Origin of the sequence: Shewanella maritima (assembly GCF_043643735.1) — a bacterium.
GTDB classification, from domain to species: Bacteria; Pseudomonadota; Gammaproteobacteria; order Enterobacterales; family Shewanellaceae; genus Shewanella; species Shewanella maritima_A.
In genome coordinates this window covers 22,718-40,554 of record NZ_JBHZSM010000012.1, presented here as the reverse complement: position 1 = coordinate 40,554, position 17,837 = coordinate 22,718, and the positions used below count along the sequence as shown (strand labels likewise).

At 42.7% G+C, this 17,837-nt stretch carries 13 protein-coding genes; 7 read left to right on the top strand and 6 right to left on the bottom strand.

The features are described 5' to 3' along the window. The first annotated feature begins 137 nt into the window (after positions 1-137). The 3 genes from ACHUGF_RS13175 to ACHUGF_RS13165 all read left to right on the top strand — a co-directional run bounded on the left by ACHUGF_RS13175 (position 138) and on the right by ACHUGF_RS13165 (position 3,271). Positions 138-1,406 carry an aminotransferase class V-fold PLP-dependent enzyme gene (locus ACHUGF_RS13175; RefSeq protein ID WP_394131838.1) on the top strand — a complete coding sequence of 423 codons (1,269 nt, stop codon included), beginning with the start codon at positions 138-140 and terminating at the stop codon, positions 1,404-1,406. A gap of 209 nt (positions 1,407-1,615) precedes the next feature. After that, the gene (locus tag ACHUGF_RS13170) at positions 1,616-2,062 is read left to right on the top strand and encodes a SufE family protein (RefSeq protein WP_394131836.1); all 447 of its coding nucleotides are present in this window, start codon (positions 1,616-1,618) and stop codon (positions 2,060-2,062) included. Positions 2,063-2,107: 45 nt separating this feature from the next. Next, positions 2,108-3,271 (top strand): membrane dipeptidase, encoded by a 1,164-nt coding sequence (locus ACHUGF_RS13165; RefSeq protein ID WP_394131834.1) that lies wholly within the window; start codon positions 2,108-2,110, stop codon positions 3,269-3,271. Positions 3,272-3,402: 131 nt separating this feature from the next. Here ACHUGF_RS13165 and cobA read toward each other — a convergent pair whose 3' ends face one another. Then, positions 3,403-4,212, bottom strand: a complete 810-nt coding sequence (gene cobA / locus ACHUGF_RS13160) for a uroporphyrinogen-III C-methyltransferase (RefSeq protein ID WP_394131833.1) — start codon at positions 4,210-4,212, stop codon at positions 3,403-3,405. A 278-nt stretch (positions 4,213-4,490) separates the two neighbouring features. Here cobA and ACHUGF_RS13155 point away from each other — a divergent pair, with 278 nt between their 5' ends. Beyond that, positions 4,491-5,315, top strand: a complete 825-nt coding sequence (locus ACHUGF_RS13155) for a phospholipase A (RefSeq protein WP_394131987.1) — start codon at positions 4,491-4,493, stop codon at positions 5,313-5,315. Between the two features lie 81 nt (positions 5,316-5,396). On the opposite strand, the gene ACHUGF_RS13150 is transcribed toward ACHUGF_RS13155, so the two are convergent. From ACHUGF_RS13150 to ACHUGF_RS13135, 4 genes are all read right to left on the bottom strand, one after another. After that, positions 5,397-7,109 carry a hypothetical protein gene (locus ACHUGF_RS13150; protein WP_394131831.1) on the bottom strand — a complete coding sequence of 571 codons (1,713 nt, stop codon included), beginning with the start codon at positions 7,107-7,109 and terminating at the stop codon, positions 5,397-5,399. 626 nt (positions 7,110-7,735) lie between these two features. Next, on the bottom strand, positions 7,736-8,533 hold the full coding sequence (locus ACHUGF_RS13145) for a phosphoadenylyl-sulfate reductase (protein ID WP_394131830.1): 798 nt from the start codon (positions 8,531-8,533) through the stop codon (positions 7,736-7,738). Next, positions 8,526-10,217: an assimilatory sulfite reductase (NADPH) hemoprotein subunit gene (gene cysI / locus ACHUGF_RS13140; RefSeq protein WP_394131829.1), complete on the bottom strand. Its 1,692-nt coding sequence runs from the start codon at positions 10,215-10,217 to the stop codon at positions 8,526-8,528. The genes ACHUGF_RS13145 and cysI overlap by 8 nt, the downstream gene beginning before the upstream one ends. 79 nt (positions 10,218-10,296) lie before the next feature. Further along, complete coding sequence (locus ACHUGF_RS13135) at positions 10,297-12,084, bottom strand: assimilatory sulfite reductase (NADPH) flavoprotein subunit (protein WP_394131828.1); 1,788 nt, start codon at positions 12,082-12,084, stop codon at positions 10,297-10,299. A 435-nt stretch (positions 12,085-12,519) separates the two neighbouring features. On the opposite strand from ACHUGF_RS13135, the gene ACHUGF_RS13130 reads away from it, so the two are divergent. From ACHUGF_RS13130 to ACHUGF_RS13120, 3 genes are all read left to right on the top strand, one after another. Then, entirely contained in the window at positions 12,520-14,046 is a 1,527-nt protein-coding gene (locus ACHUGF_RS13130; protein ID WP_394131827.1) for a Re/Si-specific NAD(P)(+) transhydrogenase subunit alpha, read from the top strand. An 11-nt stretch (positions 14,047-14,057) separates the two neighbouring features. After that, positions 14,058-15,545, top strand: coding sequence for a Re/Si-specific NAD(P)(+) transhydrogenase subunit beta (gene pntB / locus ACHUGF_RS13125; protein ID WP_394131826.1), 1,488 nt, complete (start codon positions 14,058-14,060; stop codon positions 15,543-15,545). 294 nt (positions 15,546-15,839) lie between these two features. Then, positions 15,840-17,225 carry a MipA/OmpV family protein gene (locus ACHUGF_RS13120; protein ID WP_394131825.1) on the top strand — a complete coding sequence of 462 codons (1,386 nt, stop codon included), beginning with the start codon at positions 15,840-15,842 and terminating at the stop codon, positions 17,223-17,225. A gap of 101 nt (positions 17,226-17,326) precedes the next feature. On the opposite strand, the gene ACHUGF_RS13115 is transcribed toward ACHUGF_RS13120, so the two are convergent. Beyond that, the gene (locus ACHUGF_RS13115; protein ID WP_394131823.1) at positions 17,327-17,806 is read right to left on the bottom strand and encodes a TetR/AcrR family transcriptional regulator; all 480 of its coding nucleotides are present in this window, start codon (positions 17,804-17,806) and stop codon (positions 17,327-17,329) included. Positions 17,807-17,837 lie beyond the last annotated feature (31 nt).

Genomic DNA, 17,837 nt, shown 5'->3' with positions numbered 1-17,837 from the left:
GATAAACTCACTGAATCAGCAAACCAATCGCTAATCTTCAGAGTTAGCAAGGTAAAATCATCGCAAAGGTTGCAAAGCGTCACTTTTTATCTGAAGATCTTATTTAACATGATTGCTTGCCACCGACTCTTCAAAATATGACACACGCTGACAATAGCTCATTAAAGCCAACATTTGACCATGACCTTATTCGTGCTCAATTCCCTGCATTGCATCAAATATTTGAATCAACACCACTGTGTTATTTAGACACGGCGGCGACCAGTCAAAAACCGCAGTCTGTGATTGATGCAATGAATGCTTATTATCAGTTGGACAATGCTAATGTGCACCGAGCGGCGCATCAGTTATCAGCAAGAGCGACTGTGCAATATGAAAAAGTACGTGAACAAGTCCAAGGCTTTATTAACGCCAAGCGAAGTCAGGAAGTTATCTTTACTCAAGGCACTACCAGCGCAATCAATATGATTGCACATGGCCTGCATGCGCAAGTAAATAAAGATGATGTGATACTGATAGATACCGCAGCACATCATGCCAACATCGTTCCTTGGCAGCAGTTGGCAACACGCGTGGGCGCAATCATAAAGGCGATTCCTTTAGATCAGCAACAACAAATAGATGTGGCTAGTTTTCAGCAATTAGTTAACCAACACCGCCCTAAGCTAGTGGCGCTTGCCCATGTCACCAACGCATTAGGTAGCCATAACCCAGTTGAACAACTCATTGAGATAGCAAAAGCAGCTGATGCAATAACCGTTGTCGACGGCGCTCAAGCTGTAGCGCACTTACCTGTAGATGTACAACAACTTGATTGTGACTTTTATGCTTTTTCAGGCCACAAAATGTACGGACCTACAGGCATTGGCGTGTTATATGGTCGCTTTCAAATACTCGATACATTAGTGCCCATGCTTACTGGCGGTGAAATGATTAAAACCGTGAGCTTTGAGCATACCGAGTTCGGTGACTTACCGAACCGATTAGAAGCAGGCACACCACCGATTGCTGAGGTTATTGGCTTAGGCGCTGCCATCAGCTTTTTGCAAAGTTTACCCAAACAGCAAATACGTGAGCACGAACAAGCTTTAATGCAATATCTTCAGCAACAATTAATAGAACTAGGCGATATTGAGTTATACGGTATAGTAAGTACAGCAGACGTAAGCAAAAGCAATATTGGTGCTGTTGCGTTTAATATCAAAGGTGAGCACCATCAGGATGTTGGCATCTTGCTCGATCAGCAAGGTATTGCAATTCGTTGTGGTCACCATTGTGCAATGCCCTTAATGCAACATTTAGCCATAAAAGGCTGCTGCAGGGTATCTATTGGGGTTTATACTAACAAGCAAGATATCGATTGTTTTATCAATGCGTTAAAAGAAGTTAAATCTATCTTGCTATAACGCTAACTTTCACCTTGAATAACTTATACCAATTAGGATAAATAAGTGATCAAATATTGCGTAGGAAAAATCGCTTAGAACAAGGCAGAAATTGCAGCTAGCTAGTTGCTCTAACTACAAAATTTTTAACGAAGTTATAAGCGATTTTAACCAGCAGGAATGATCACATACTTGTGCTAAAAGGTATTAACCCCTGAATAGAGAACACCATGCTCAAAACTGTCACACCACCTGCTACACTTTTTTGTGATTTAGCGGATGAGATCCACCAGGCGGTTACTTTGATTGAACAAGCCCCTAACTGGCAAGAAAAATACCGCCAAATTATGCTTGTTGGCAAAAAACTACCTAGCTTGCCAACAGAGTTTCAACTCGAACAAGCACAAGTTAAGGGATGTGAAAGTCAGGCATGGCTATATCACCATCAACATGACAAGCAGCATTATTTTCTCGCCTCGAGTGATGCCCGTATCGTAAAGGGCTTAATCGCGTTATTACTCGCAGCAACCCAAGGGAAAACTTCTGAAGAACTTGGGCGGTTTAATATAGAGCAATACTTTACACAGCTAGGATTAGATGGCCAATTAAGTCCATCGAGAACCAATGGGATTAACGCTCTCAACCAAGCCATTATCGACTTGAGTTCGGCAAACTAATCAGCACGCTCAAGCGACATAACCTTCTATGAATTAGGAAAGCAAATGACCCAAAAGCACTGCAACCACACACGCAGAAAATTGATAAAAGGTATTGGCGCAGCTACATTACTCAGCCCCTTTGCTTCCATGCCTGCATTTGCTCGTGCACGTAACTTGTATATCGATGGTTTATCTTTCCTTCCTGAAGATATCAATGATGTCCGCGCTTCAAAGTTAGACGCATTTATCGCTGATATCTCTGATATTGAGTCCATTACACAACCTGATGGCACCACCAATTACAAACGTACCTACAATGCTTGTATTAAGAGTATTGCGAAAGCCAATGCGACTGTAGAAGCCCATCCAGATGTGTATGTAAAAGGCCTATCAGGGTTAGATATTACTAAGGCTAAAGACAGTGACCGTACGGCAGTTTTTTTTCAAATTCAAGGCGCTGACTGTGTAGAAGGCGATAGTGATGCGAATAACTGGCAGCAACTTGAACAATTTAGACAACATGGTCTGCGCGTCTTACAGATGACACACCATTATGGCAATGAGTTTGCTGGCGGGGCATTAGATAACGATGGTATGCAGGGTCTCAACCTACCGCTTACTGATAAAGGCCACCAGCTGATAGCCGCGCTCAATCAAAAGAATATGCTGATTGATGTGAGCCACTCAAGCCCACAAACTGCGCTCGATATCGCTAAAATAACGCAGGCACCTATCGTTCAAAGCCATGGTGCAGCCCGCGGGATCGTCAATCATGCAAGGTGCTCTCCCGATGAAGTTATCCGCGCCATTGCCGATACAGGCGGCGTATTTGGTATTTTCATGATGAGCTTCTGGCTCACCAATAACCCAACGCCTAGTATTGATGATTTGATCCGCCAAATAGAGTATGTCAGTCGGATTGGTGGAGTACGCAGTGTGGCTATAGCTAATGACTACCCACTTCGAGGTCAAGAAAACTTACTCGCTCTGGATAACGATAACCAAGAAGGGGTAAAACAATACCTAGACTGGTGGTATAGCCTTCGGGCGAAAAACGTGTTGGGATTTGAGGCAGAACCGCGTCACGTGGTGATCCCAGAGCTGAATCATATTGACCGCATGAGCCGCATTGATGATGCCCTTCGTAAAGCCCGTTTTAAATCATCTGATAGGGATAGATTCCTTGGCGGTAATATGGCTAGGGTACTTCAGCGTGTTATTGTGTAAAGGCGGCTTAAATTAATCTCAATATCAAAACATTACACTCAGTAAAATTACCTATTTGATTGAGTACTTCATAAAAAATGCGACCATTTGGTCGCATTTTTCATTACAGGCTGAGTATCTCATCGGTCATATTATCTGATCGCAGAATGTGCAGTCACATCTTCAAAGGCTTGCTGTTTAAACCAATGTAAGCTATCAGCTAATTTAACTACTTCACCAATGATCATCAAGGCTGGCATTTGTAATTTGGCATCATTGGCAAGTTTATCTAGCCCATCAAGCTGCCCAATGAAACGTTGTTGCTCAGAGCTTGTCGCTTTAGAAATAATGGCTACAGGCGTGTTTGGTGAACGACCTGCATCAATAAGACCTTGGCTGATAATATTGGCATTTAAAATGCCCATATACACAACTAAGGTATTGTTAGGGTTAGCATAACTTTGCCAATTCACGAAACGATCTTCTAATTTACAATGGCCGGTTATAAAACTCACCCCTTGTGCATAATCACGATGAGTTAACGGAATACCTGCATAAGCTGAAGCGCCACTTGCAGCAGTGATCCCCGGTACCACTTCAAATTCGACCTCGGCTTCAACTAAAGTCTGTAATTCCTCTCCACCGCGACCAAATATAAAAGGATCGCCACCTTTTAATCGCACCACATTCTTGCGAGTGAAAGCTTTAGTGACTAATAGCTGATTAATTTCACTCTGACTCGCACTGTGTTTGCCAGCGCGTTTACCCACAGCAATCAGTTCAGCATCATCATTAATCAATGCAAGAATATCATCACTGACTAAGGCGTCATATAACACAACATCAGCTGATTTCAGCAAACGATAGGCTTTCATGGTTAATAGATCAGCATCCCCAGGACCAGCACCAACCAGCCAAACTTTACCTTTAGCGTGCTGTGTGGGGATAGTAACTAATTCCATAACATGTACTCATCGACTGTGATTTTGATTCAATATACCGCCATATATATTCCAAATATAATAGTTAATAGTTAGTTTTTATTACCTTTAGGAATAAGTATTAGCTCAATAGTTAAATTAGACAATTCTGCCATCGACAACCGGATACTTTTTGATAACAATAAACACATATTCTTCAAAAGGATGCGAATATGTCTCAGCTTCTAGGAATCGGTGTAAAAAATCGACTCATCACTCACCTACTATTGCTTTCCACGGCCTTGTTTAGTCATACCCTCATGGCTGATTCGTTAGTAGAGGAGCGTGTAAAAGATGAATTAGAAACGTCTGAAAAACCATTTGTGATCACCCCACATAAAGCTAATTATTTATTGCCTGTCACTTATCAAACACGCCCTAATTCTCACCCATTTGAAATCAAATACCCCGATGAAGACATTGCTGTAGATGAGATGGAAGCCAAGTTCCAGATCAGTTTCAAATTCCCACTTTGGTACAATGTGTTTGGTGATAACGGTCATTTGTTTTTTGCTTATACCAATCAGTCCTATTGGCAGGTATACAACAAAGATGCTTCTTCACCGTTTCGAGAAACCAACCACGAACCTGAAATGTTTATGTTATTTAACAATGACTGGGAAGTGGCAGGTTTGACAAATTCATTTTGGGGATTTGGTATTGTGCATCAATCGAATGGCCAATCCCAAATATTGTCACGTAGCTGGAACCGCATATATGGCACCATGGTTTTTGACCGAGGACCTTTCGCATTAGCACTAAAAGCTTGGTGGCGGATCCCTGAAGATGAAAAAGAAGACCCAACAGATCCCAGAGGGGATGATAACCCTGATATAGGCGACTACATGGGTAATTTTGAGTTAACCGGGGTTTATGGTTTAGGTGATCACCGCTTCACAATGCTTTTACGAAATAACCTATCAAGTGATAACCGCGGTGCAGTTGAGGTAACTTGGAGCTATCCAATCATAGGTAACTTACGCCTCTATACCCAATATTTTAATGGCTATGGGGAAAGCTTAATTGATTATAATCATCACAACCAACGCATTGGTATTGGTGTGGCACTAAACGATATTTTGTAACTAACACCCACTTTAGCCCGTCTGGTTTTAAACTGGAAATAAAAAGGTGAGCCTAGGCTCACCTTTTTTGTCTAAACAAGATTACTTTGTTGGCGCTTGGTTGATCACACCAAAATCAAACACGATACCTTGATCAGTCACATCTAATGATGTGTTAAGCCTCATGTCATAGCCTTGCATCATTTTCAGCTCTTCTGGCATTGCTTCACCACTTTGTTCAATAGCTTCAATCAAAGGCGTGAGTGCTTGAGCATAATCGACCGATGCGCTTAACATACCATTGGCTACAAGTGCTTCACTGGCTAATTTATCTGCCTGTTGCTGCGCTTTAGCGCCATTAAACAGCACTAGATGTTGACCTTTTAAAGCTAGCTTTGCTTTAACACCAAACTCTGGTGGTAGCATAAGCAATGAGCTGACATCAACAGCTTCACCGTTAGGGCTTAACTGAAGATTCGCTAATGGTGGATAAAATGGTTTCACCATGTTCAGCAACATCATTGGGTCATCAGCACTCAATGTCACCAGCGCATCTAACTCATCGACCTTGGGCTCACCATATTGCTCTGATAACTTATAGCCATTAACGCTAAAACTAACACCTTTCAGTCCATTCGCCATCCCTGTCATCATTCCCAGCATCATCGGGTTTTGCTGTTGAATTTCGCCTTGAATTTCAGCCAGCATTTCACATTGATAGCTAGGTGTAAGTAAGTCATTCCATACTTCAGAAAGCGCTGGTGCTAACTGATTCACATCAAAACCAAGCCCAAATGACATCACAGGCGCATCATTTACCACTGAAGGAATAAAGCCGCGCATTTTTTGCAATGCCGTTAATATTACTTGGTTTTTCGACTCAATAATAAGTTGGCTATCTAGCTCAACACGACTATCGGTCACATCAAGTTTACGTAACCCCATTATCGTCTTAGGCCAGTTACTCGCGATAGATTGTAGCTCACTACTGCAGGCTGGCGATTTAAGCATGCTTAACTCATCTGCGCCCATCTGTTGTGCGATATGACTTAAGTGCTTAGCAATCAAATTACCATCTTGTGTGGTGATGCCTTTCACTATCTCTTCATGGTTGATATAACTCACACCGTCATTGGTAAAGTTATATTGTTTGATGATATCGGCAATGATTGTGGTGTTAGCTATTGGGTTATCCACAGGCGCTAAACCAAGTGCTTGCGATAATAATACCGGCTCATTTAATGAAGAGTTCATGGTGACAGTCAGCCAACCTTGATGCTCAGCCACAACCACATCAATAAAATCTGAATCTTCGGCGACAATTGAGTACGCACGGTAATTGATACCTTCATGCTGTTTCATTTGGTGAGAAAAACCACTTTCAGCCTCGGCGCGATCTAATTCAGCCCACAATGCTGCTGCATCAGCTAATTCAATTTTCATCACAGGCAATAGACCGAGGTTATAAAAGTAACTTCTTCCAGAGTCTGGTAAACCATAAAGCGACAGTAATGATTTAGGATCTGACATTTTAACGGTATATTGCTTCATTAAGCTCATGAAAAAGCGCATATGAGCTTCTGAAAGCTGATCCATACCATCAAATGCTGAGTCATCAAAGCTTTGATAATTGCCTGCCGTGGCAGAGATATAATCTTTATATGGGAAAGGCTTCATTTGCGCAGATAGCAAGGCTGTGTCTGCTGGAATATATTTAAGCATTTCGTCATCAACCGATGCGCTATCTTGCTGAGTTAGGTAATAGCCACTTACTCCTGCTACAAGTACCACTGAGGCCGCTAAAAACTTTTTCATTTATCTCTCCGCTTTGGTATTTATCATCCATGACATTTTTACCACTTGTAAAAATGTGACAACATTATGGCAAATCAATTAAAAAGAAGATATTAAATTCAGCAAGTTAGTTATAAAGCCAGACTAGAAAATCATTATTGATGGTGAATTTTGAAATTGATGAGCAACCTGCTTCGTTTGAGAATCAGTCAAGTAATGATTTTGCAAAAGAGATTGGAATGAAACAGGTTACAGGTTTTACGGCATGTAAAAAAAACAAATCCCCAGCTGGCAAGCATTGCCAACTGGGGATTATCAATTTGATGACTCTTACGCTAACAAGTCAATCAATGTGCTCAAAGGAGCTGATCTTTGGAGGTACTGGGCAGTGCATTCACACGCCTAAAGTGTCAACAAAAACCGTCTACGGGAACCTATAAAGCTAGTCTAAAATTTTCAGTTTTGCATGTTTTTTAAACTTAAATTTATCAAAAATTTTTCACCTCAATTATCTGGGAACATGATGTGAAGTAAAAACATACAAAACCTATTTAAATTCTTAGGCTTACCAATTTATTGTGCGATAACTTTATCTAACATTTATAACGATAATCCATACTCAGCATTAAAATCATTCAAAAGTTTTATTAAATTTCGTAGTGCAAACCACACTCACGCTTCACCCCATTAAAGCGGGTATCTTCGTCACTCATACCTACCTCTAACGGCTTAGTTGAATGAGTATCTCCAACAGACACATAGCCTTGCTCCCATAAAGGATGGTAAGGCAATTGGTGCTGAGTTAAATACTCGTGTACATCCTTATTACTCCAATCAATGATAGGCAATATTTTAAAGCGGTTACCATGTATCGCTAAAATGGGTAGCGCTTCGCGGGTACTCGCCTGACTGCGGCGCAGACCGGCAAACCAAGTACCGACATTAAGCTCGTTTAGCGCCCGTTGCATAGGTTCAACTTTATTGATGCGGTTGTATTGATCTAATGCATCTAAACCTTTCTGCCATAACTTGCCATATATCGCTTCCTGCCATGCCGTACTCTGCACAGCTTGAAATACTTTCAAATTCAGTGATAAACGCTCTTTCAACTCTTCAATAAACAGGTATGTCTCTTTAAATAGATATCCGGTGTCAGTTAATATCACCGGAATATCCGCTTGCTCCTGCGTCAGCATATGCAGCATCACGGCCGCTTGAATACCAAAGCTTGAAGACAAAGCTGGTTGACAAGGCAAACACCGTAATGCCCAAGCAACACGTTGTTGTGCAGTGAGTTTTTCTAAGTATAGGTTTATCTGCTCAAGCTTAGCTTGCTGCACTGCTTTATCAGCCGTCAGCAAGTGTTGTAACTGCTCAGCAGTCACATCTATCAGTCCTTGTTCAGATAACGCTGCATTAGCAACATCACTGGCTAAATTATCCATGAAAATCCTTAGCGGCATCTATCACAGCCTTCACAACGCCTATGCGTACAGTGAAGTTGCCGAACGTTTCACCTGCATCTCGCTCTGCAGCATAACGCTCAAATAGACCATCCAGCTCTGATAAAATTTCAGCTTCTTGAATGTTTTCTCTGTGCATCTTATTTAGGCGGGTACCTTCAAAACTTGCTCCTAGATATAAGTTATATCGGCCAGGTGCTTTACCGACTAAACCAATCTCTGCAGCAAAGGGTCTTGCACAACCATTCGGGCAGCCCGTCATACGCACCACGATAGCTTGCTCACCAATGCCATGCTTTTGCTGCAGCGCATCAATATGGTCAATGAACTCAGGGAAATAGCGCTCAGCTTCAGCCATGGCTAAAGGACAAGTTGGCAGTGCAACACAGGCAATTGAGTGTCCACGCGTATTACTCAGTACCTCACCTAACAAACCATGTTTACGTGCAAGCCCTTCAATTTCAGTTTTATCATCTGCGGCTACACCAGCAATAATCATGTTTTGATTCGACGTCATGCGGAAATCACCTTTATGGATTTTCGCTATTTCACGCAAGCCCGTTTGCAGCATTTTGCCAGGTATATCTTTAATGCGACCATTCTCAATAAATAGGGTTAGATGCCATTTGCCATCAATGCCTTCTACCCAGCCGTAACGATCACCACGATCACCGATGATCACTTCGCGCTTAGGTTCAAATCTCACCCCTGCACGTTTCTCAACCTCAGCTTTGAACGCATCAACACCATGATCCACAATGGTATATTTTAAACGCGCACGCTTACGTACAACTCGGTTACCCCAATCACGCTGAACAGTCATTACCGCTTCTGCAAATTTGATCACGTCATCGGTTTTAATAAAGCCAAAGTCATCCGCTAAACGTGGGAAGGTTTCCACTTCACCATGAGTTGAGCCCATGCCGCCGCCTGCAACAAGGTTAAAACCAACTAGCTCACCTTCTTCCGCAATGGCAATAAAACCTAAATCATTAGTGTATACATCAACATCGTTATCTGGTGGCACCGACACAGCCATTTTAAACTTACGTGGTAAGTAAGTTTTGCCATATACCGGCTCATGGGTTTCTGTATCCAGTAATTTTTCTTTATCTAGCCAGATCTCAGCATAAGCATTGGTGTGCGGCAGTAGGTGATCAGATAACTCTTTCGCGACCGCATATGCTTGCTCATGAAGCTTTGACTCAATCGGATTTGGGTTACACATCACGTTACGGTTTACGTCACCACACGCAGCAATGGAATCCAATGCGGCCCTATCCAAACCTTGAATCAAGGTTTTCAGGTTACGTTTTGGAATGCCGTGATATTGGAATGTCTGGCGCGTCGTTAGCCTAATACTGTTTGAAGTTGTTAAGGTTGATGAAATTCTATCCACATCTAACCACTGCTCAGGAGAACAAATTCCCCCCGGCACACGCGCACGCAGCATAAAGCTGTATAAAGGTTCAAGCTTTTGCGCTTTACGTTCATTACGTAAATCACGATCATCTTGCTGATAAAAACCATGGAATTTGATTAATTGCTGATCGCCATCACTAAAAGATCCCGTCACCTGCGTATCTAGGCCTTGCTGGATACTGCCGCGTAGGTAATCACTGTCTGTTTTTAAATATTCGTTTACTGCTAATTTTTGCTCACTCATGTGGCAACCTCTTAAAACTGATTTGGCAAACCTGCACTGCGTGCGATGACGCACAAACAGTGCAAATTGCTAGAAATGATTAGTACACGTCTTTTTGGTAGCGTTTATCTGAACGCAATTGCTCAAAGTAAGCAGTTGCATCGGCTTCACTGAGCCCACCTTGCTCTTGTGCCACTTCAATTAATGCTTGATGAACATCTTTAGCCATACGTTCTGCATCACCACAGATGTATAGATGTGCACCTTGTTGTAACCACTGCCACACTTGCTGTGCTTGTTGTTTGATGCGGTGCTGGACATACACTTTGTCAGCTTGGTCACGAGAGAAAGCTACATCCAATTGCGTCAGCTCACCTTGTTTTAAATACTGCTGCCATTCAGTTTGATATAAAAAGTCTTGCTCAAAATGTGGATTACCAAAGAACAGCCAGCTGTTACCTTTCACACCATCTGCACTTCGCTGCTGCATAAAGGCTCTGAAAGGCGCAACGCCGGTACCTGGGCCAACCATAATCACTGGGGTGTCAGGGTTTTCAGGTAAACGGAAATGCTTGTTAGGCTCGACATACACTTTTACGGTTTGGCCTTCTTCAGCAGACGCTAAGAAGTGTGACGCGCCGCCAAATCGGGCTTGACCTTGACGCTCATCTTCAACTAAAGCAACGGTTAGGTGCACTTCTGTCTCGACCTCTGCTTGGCTTGATGCAATGGAATATAAACGCGGTGTCAGTGGTCTGAGTAAATCGGCAAATGCTTGAGCATCAATCGTCGCAGGATAAGCTTTAATTAAATCAGCCACTTGCTGTTGTAGCATAAACTCGCGAGTTTGCGCTTTATCGGCAGCAATGGAGATTAACGATGCATCACCATTGAGCTCTGCCCATTGTTGAATAAAACCAGGATAGAGTTGCGTCAGTTCTTTATGTTCAATCAATGCTTGCTTCAAGTTGACGCTTTGCTTGGCGCTGTTTACTTGCTCATCACCACTAAAACCAAGGCTCGCTAATACTTCATCAACTAATGGCTCATTATTGGTAAACCAGATACCCAGTGCGTCCCCCACTTGATATTCGATACCTGACTCACCTAAATCAATTTCAACATGGCGCACGTCTCGGTCTGAATCTCGGCCAGTTAACTTCTGGCTCACTAATATTTCAGCTATATAGGGTGATTTTTTGCTGTACTGAGCACTGCCTGTTTGAGCTTGAGTAATTGGCACAACACTCGCTGTATTGGCTTTTAAATGAGGCTCAACAGCATCTAATACACTTTGCTGCCATTGCTCAGCGGCATCTTCATAATCAACGTCACACTCAACCATAGGGCTAAGTGCTTTGGCACCTAATGCAGATAACCTTATATCAAAGTCTTTACCCGTTTGGCAGAAGAACTCATAGCTTGAATCTCCCAACGCTAACACTGAGTAATGTAAATTTTCCAACTTTGGAGCCCGCTTTGAGTTTAAGAACTGGTGCAACTCCATCGCATCATCGGGGGCTTCACCTTCACCATGGGTGCTTACGACCAGAAGCAGCAAGGTTTCTTGCTTTAACTGGCGGGATTTGTAATCGCCCATTGAGCTTAAATTAACGCTGTAACCTTTATTTTGAGCTTGCTCGGCCAATGCCTCGGCGACACCGCGGCCATTGCCGGTTTGGCTACCATATAAAATGGTGATGACTTGTTCAGGCGCTGCAGATGTTGATGCCACATCAACGCCACTAGTTTGACTTGCACTGGCAGCAAGGTATCCACTCACCCAAGCAAGTTGCACAGCATTTAATTCAGTAGTGAGTTGCTTTAGCTTGTCTACCTGTCCTTGAGACAAAGGTGAGGCTAAAGCTGAAAGTTCTTTTAACAACATAGGGCGGCCTTATAACAATTTAATAACTGTATCTTACCCGTGCCCTTAAAACACAAAAAAGAATAAAAGATAATTCTTTATTCCTTTATGGAATATGCAAAGGCGTTTTTTTGAGCTACAAAAGTGTGGCTTAGTTAAAAGTTTTTATAAAACCTAGACAAAAACAGTCCTATTTCAGGTTAAAGGTCTTGTCACATTTGTGGCTGATGCTTCAAGCTAAGGGGCTAATTTGATAATTAATTACTTATCAACACCGTCGTTCTCAAAACAGAACAACAATCACATAAAAACGGTTAACTTAGCAGCAAACCCAACTTCAAATGTTATGAATTGATGTTGGTCACATTTACTTTTCACGACCTAGAAGTCGATGTGCAAATTGGATCTGAAATTAATTCAGATATGGCCTTTTTCATTAACCATCAGGAAACAGTCATGCAGATTGGAATACCGAGAGAAAGTATCGAGGGTGAAACGCGCGTCGCAGCTACGCCAGCCACCGTGGTACAACTACAAAAGCTCGGCTTTAGTGTGGCCATTGAGGCCCAAGCAGGCAATTTATCTAGCTTTGATGATGCGGCATTTACACAAGCAGGAGCAGAAGTTGTCGAGTCAGTATATGGTGCAGAGCTTATCTTCAAAGTGAACGCACCAAGCGACAGCGAAATTGAACAAATGAAAGCGGGCACAATTTTAGTCAGCTTTATCTGGCCTGCTCAAAATCCTGAACTGGTTGAAAAGCTAGCCCAAAAGAACATTACCGTTATGGCAATGGACATGGTGCCACGTATTTCACGTGCTCAGTCTTTGGATGCTCTATCATCAATGGCCAACATTGGTGGTTATCGTGCTGTCGTCGAAGCAGCCCATGAATTTGGTCGCTTCTTTACCGGACAAATTACTGCCGCAGGTAAAGTTCCACCAGCAAAAGTACTGGTTATTGGTGCGGGTGTCGCGGGTCTTGCAGCCATAGGCGCAGCAGGTTCATTGGGTGCCATAGTGCGCGCATTTGATACTCGCTTAGAAGTTGCTGAGCAGATTGAATCTATGGGCGGCGAGTTTTTAAAACTTGAATTTGATGATGAAGAAGGCGGATCTTCTGACGGCTATGCCAAAGTCATGTCAGATGAGTTTATTGCCGCTGAAATGGCCTTATTTGCAGAACAAGCAAAAGAAGTCGATATCATCATCACCACAGCGCTAATCCCTGGGCGTCCGGCTCCAAAGCTTATCACCAAAGAAATGGTAGATAGCATGAAGTCAGGCTCGGTGATTGTTGATTTAGCAGCCGCCACAGGTGGTAACTGTGAATACACGGTATCAGGTGAGAAAACCGTGACTGAATCAGGCGTAACCGTACTAGGTTACACTGATTTACCCGGTCGCTTACCAGCACAATCATCACAACTTTATGGCACAAACTTAGTTAACTTAATGAAGTTAATGTGCAAAGAAAAAGACGGTAATGCGTTATTAGACTTTGATGATGTAGTGATGCGCAATATGACCGTCACACGTGATGGTGAAATTACCTTCCCACCACCAGCAATTTCAGTCTCTGCTGCACCGCAGAAACCCGCAGCGAAAGTTGAAGTACCCGTGGCTGTTGAGAAAAAACCTTCTAAATTGAAGTACATTCTTGGCGCAGCTGGTCTGACTGCATTTGGCTTGTTAGCGCAAGTGGCTCCGGCTGAGTTCTTATCTCACATCACAGTATTTGTACTGTCATGTGTTGTGGGCTACTACGTGGTTTGGAATGTATCACACTCACTACACACGCCACTGATGTCTGTAACCAATGCGATTTCAGGCATTATTGTTGTCGGTGCTTTGGTGCAAATAGGCCAAGGTTCTGCCATTGTCACGGCGCTGTCGTTTATCGCGGTGCTTATCGCCAGTATTAACATCTTCGGTGGTTTCACCGTCACTCAGCGTATGCTGAAGATGTTCCGTAAAGATTAAGGGGTATTATTGTGTCTCAAGGACTGGTAACAGCATCATATATCGTTGCCGCGGTATTCTTCATTCTCAGCCTAGCTGGGTTATCGAAGCAAGAAACGGCCAAAAACGGTAACTTATTCGGCATCATTGGTATGACGATCGCGCTTGGCGCAACCATTCTAAACCCAGAAACCAGCGGTGTTCACTGGATCATCCTTGCAATGGTCATTGGTGGCGCGATTGGTGTTCGCTTTGCATTAAAAGTTGAAATGACTGAAATGCCAGAGCTAGTCGCCATTTTGCACAGCTTTGTTGGTATGGCTGCTGTGTTAGTTGGCTTTAATAGCTTTATTGACATTCACCCACAAGCGATCAATGAAATTGTCGTCACCTTAGGCGATGACGTGAATACAACACTGGAATCCGCGAAGGCTGCGATTGTCGAGGCGAGTCAAGCTGCGTCTCACGATCCTCACCTTGAAGGGGCCATGCTCAATATTCACCTAGTAGAAGTCTTCCTAGGGATATTTATTGGTGCGGTCACTTTCACAGGGTCAGTAGTTGCTTTTGGTAAGTTACGTGGTCTAATTCCTTCAAAGGCGTTAACCCTGCCCCATCGTCATAAACTCAACCTTTTAGCTGTTGTTGTATCACTCATCCTAATGGTGATGTTCGTGCAGTCAGGTGGCACGATTACGCCGCTGATTATCATGACACTGATTGCGTTTGCTTTTGGTTGGCATCTTGTCGCATCTATTGGTGGCGCCGACATGCCAGTTGTGGTTTCAATGCTGAACTCGTACTCAGGTTGGGCTGCGGCAGCGGCGGGCTTCATGTTATCAAACGACTTGTTGATCGTTGTAGGTGCGCTGGTTGGTTCATCAGGTGCCATCTTGTCATACATCATGTGTAAGGCAATGAACCGCTCATTCATTTCAGTTATCGCTGGCGGTTTTGGTAGCGATGGTACAAGTACTGGTACTGAAGAAGAAATGGGCGAGTTCCGCGAAACAAACGCCGAAGATGTTGCTGATATGCTAAAAGCTTCTCGCTCAGTTATTATCACTCCAGGCTATGGTATGGCTGTTGCTCAAGCACAGTATCCGGTTGCTGAAATAACTAAGAAACTGCGTGACTTAGGTATTAACGTTCGCTTTGGTATTCACCCAGTAGCGGGCCGTTTACCTGGCCACATGAACGTATTACTGGCAGAAGCCAAACTACCTTACGATGTCGTATTAGAAATGGATGAAATCAATGATGACTTCTCTGATACTGATACTGTTCTGGTGATTGGTGCGAACGATACGGTTAACCCTGGCGCAATGGAAGATCCTAATAGTCCAATCGCAGGTATGCCAGTATTGGAAGTGTGGAACGCAGATAACGTGATTGCGTTTAAACGCTCAATGAATACTGGTTATGCTGGCGTGCAAAACCCACTATTCTTTAAAGACAATACACAAATGTTATTTGGCGATGCTAAAGATAGCGTAGAAGCGATTCTTAAAGCACTGTAACCACCATGTTTTAACTAATGTTGTGTAGAAAACACCCGCTAACTCGCGGGTGTTTTTTGCTTATACACCTACAAGCCATTACACTATCATGTTAATAAAAGGTTGGTTTTTAAAAGCTAAGCAGCTTATCCTTACAACGAGTATGGATACGCCAACAATAACAACCAGCATAAAAACATCAGATAACCAATGACTAACACAAGATGCAAACTGTAGGACTAACGAGTCCCATTTCTCCTTGCATCACCGTCATTTTATCTAACGTTGACACCAACTAAAGGTAGGAAATCAACAGTGACTCTCAGCCATTCTTTACGCCTTGCAGTGACAATATATGGATGCACCTTAATTGCTTCACAAGCTACTCACGCTAACGAGCCAACTGAGCCGACACAAATAAATGACAAACCTGAGTTCGTATTTGAAGCAAAAGATAATATTGAATACACAGACAATTACTATGCTGATAATTGGGGTTTAGGCATAGGTTTGAGGCGTGCAGACATAGCATTTGATGTTGAAGACACTGAAGTTTATGACATCATGCCGCTATTTTACTTTGAGGGAGAAAACTTCTTTCTTAGGGGAACTGAAGGCGGTGTGCATTTATGGAAAAACGAGCAGCACGAAGTCAATATTTATAGCCGTTTCCGTTTCGTAGATATCCCTAAAGAGTTGCAAAACGATATTCAGGCAGCGGCCTATGATTTTGGTGTTCAATACCAATTTAATCACGGTAACTGGCAAGCTGACATTGCATTGTTAAGCGACACAAGTAAGCGTGGCTATGCCTACAGTAGAGCCAAGTATTACTGGGAAGCCAATGATTGGGAGCTGATCCCGTATGCAGAATTAAAGTGGAAAAGTGCCGATTTTAATGAATATTACTATGGTATTGCGCAGTTTGATCCTAGCGCAGGTGTCTCTTTAAATTTAGGTACCAATATTAAATACCATGTGGCTAGTAATTTATATTTACTCGGACGAATTGGTGTGACTCGATTAGAAGATACTATCTATGATCTGCCAAGTGTAGATAGTCGATTTCAAGCAGAGAGTTTCTTAGGGTTTGGCTTTTTCCCCGATAAAAAGAACTCTCAAGCTAACCGCCCAGTTAGAAAAGAAACCGGTGAATATTTGCGTCTTGCACATGGTTGGGCTACGCCCTCTAACTTAGGTGATATCTTAACCGGCAACACCCAAAAGGATAAATATAATAACCAGTTAACCTCACTATTTTATGGTTATCCGGTCACAGATAGCTTATTTACATTACCTATTGAACTCTACTTAACATTAGGTGGTGTTTGGCACCACGATTCGGAAGTTCAAGATAATATTGCTGAAGGGGTACTCGGGTTTAAAGCCTACTATACCTTTACATTCGGCCCTCGCTGGCGCTTAGGTGTCGCAGAGGGATTATCTTATGTTTCAAAAGCCACTTACATTGAAGAGAATGACTTGCAGGATAAAGAGTTCGAGGCGTCCAAACTACTTAACTACCTCGACTTTTCTTTAGATGTCAATTTGGGTGATATTTTTAACCAACACAGTATGCGAAACTTGTGGTTAGGTGCCAGTATTCACCATCGTTCTGGCATTTTTGAAACCAGTTCTGCTTTTGGGCGAATTAAAGGCGGCAGTAACTACAATTCAGTTTACTTGCAATGGCACTTTTAAATGAAAGGTTTTAACAGTAATCGTTGCCTGTAATGAACACTCAGCAAGGTTGCTAAGTTAAACTAGAGTAAAGCAAGGCACATCGTTAAAGCCAAAGCTGCTTATGCGGCTTTGGCTTCACTATTTTTACTCAATAACACAACCGCGCTTTTACCAATTAAATGGTTGATACAACGCTCGCCTTCATCACCTAACTCAATACCGGCAAGCTCTTTTGCGTGCTCAATCGCAGTAAAAAAGCCAATACTTTTTTGGTTGGCACCACACAGGCTGAAAAATAAACGTAACACCGCACTGTGTTGTGGTTTAGCCATCGCTAAATCCCAAGATTGCTCTAACTTGGCAATACTGCTGAAATTGAGTTCATCGACAAACAACTGACCAATTCGCATATCAAGCTTAGTTAAAAACTCAGTTTTACGAGGAAAGTGATGGCTAATCCCCGTGCGACTAATGCCTGTTGCATTTGACAGCGTAGTATAAGACATCGCTTCAAATCCAATAGTAAGCAATTGCTTTAAAGCTTCGTCTAAGATGAAATTAACTGTGCGTTCTGTTTCCGCTCTAGAACGTTTGGCCATATTCGGTTATCTCTGGTTACATTTTGGCAAG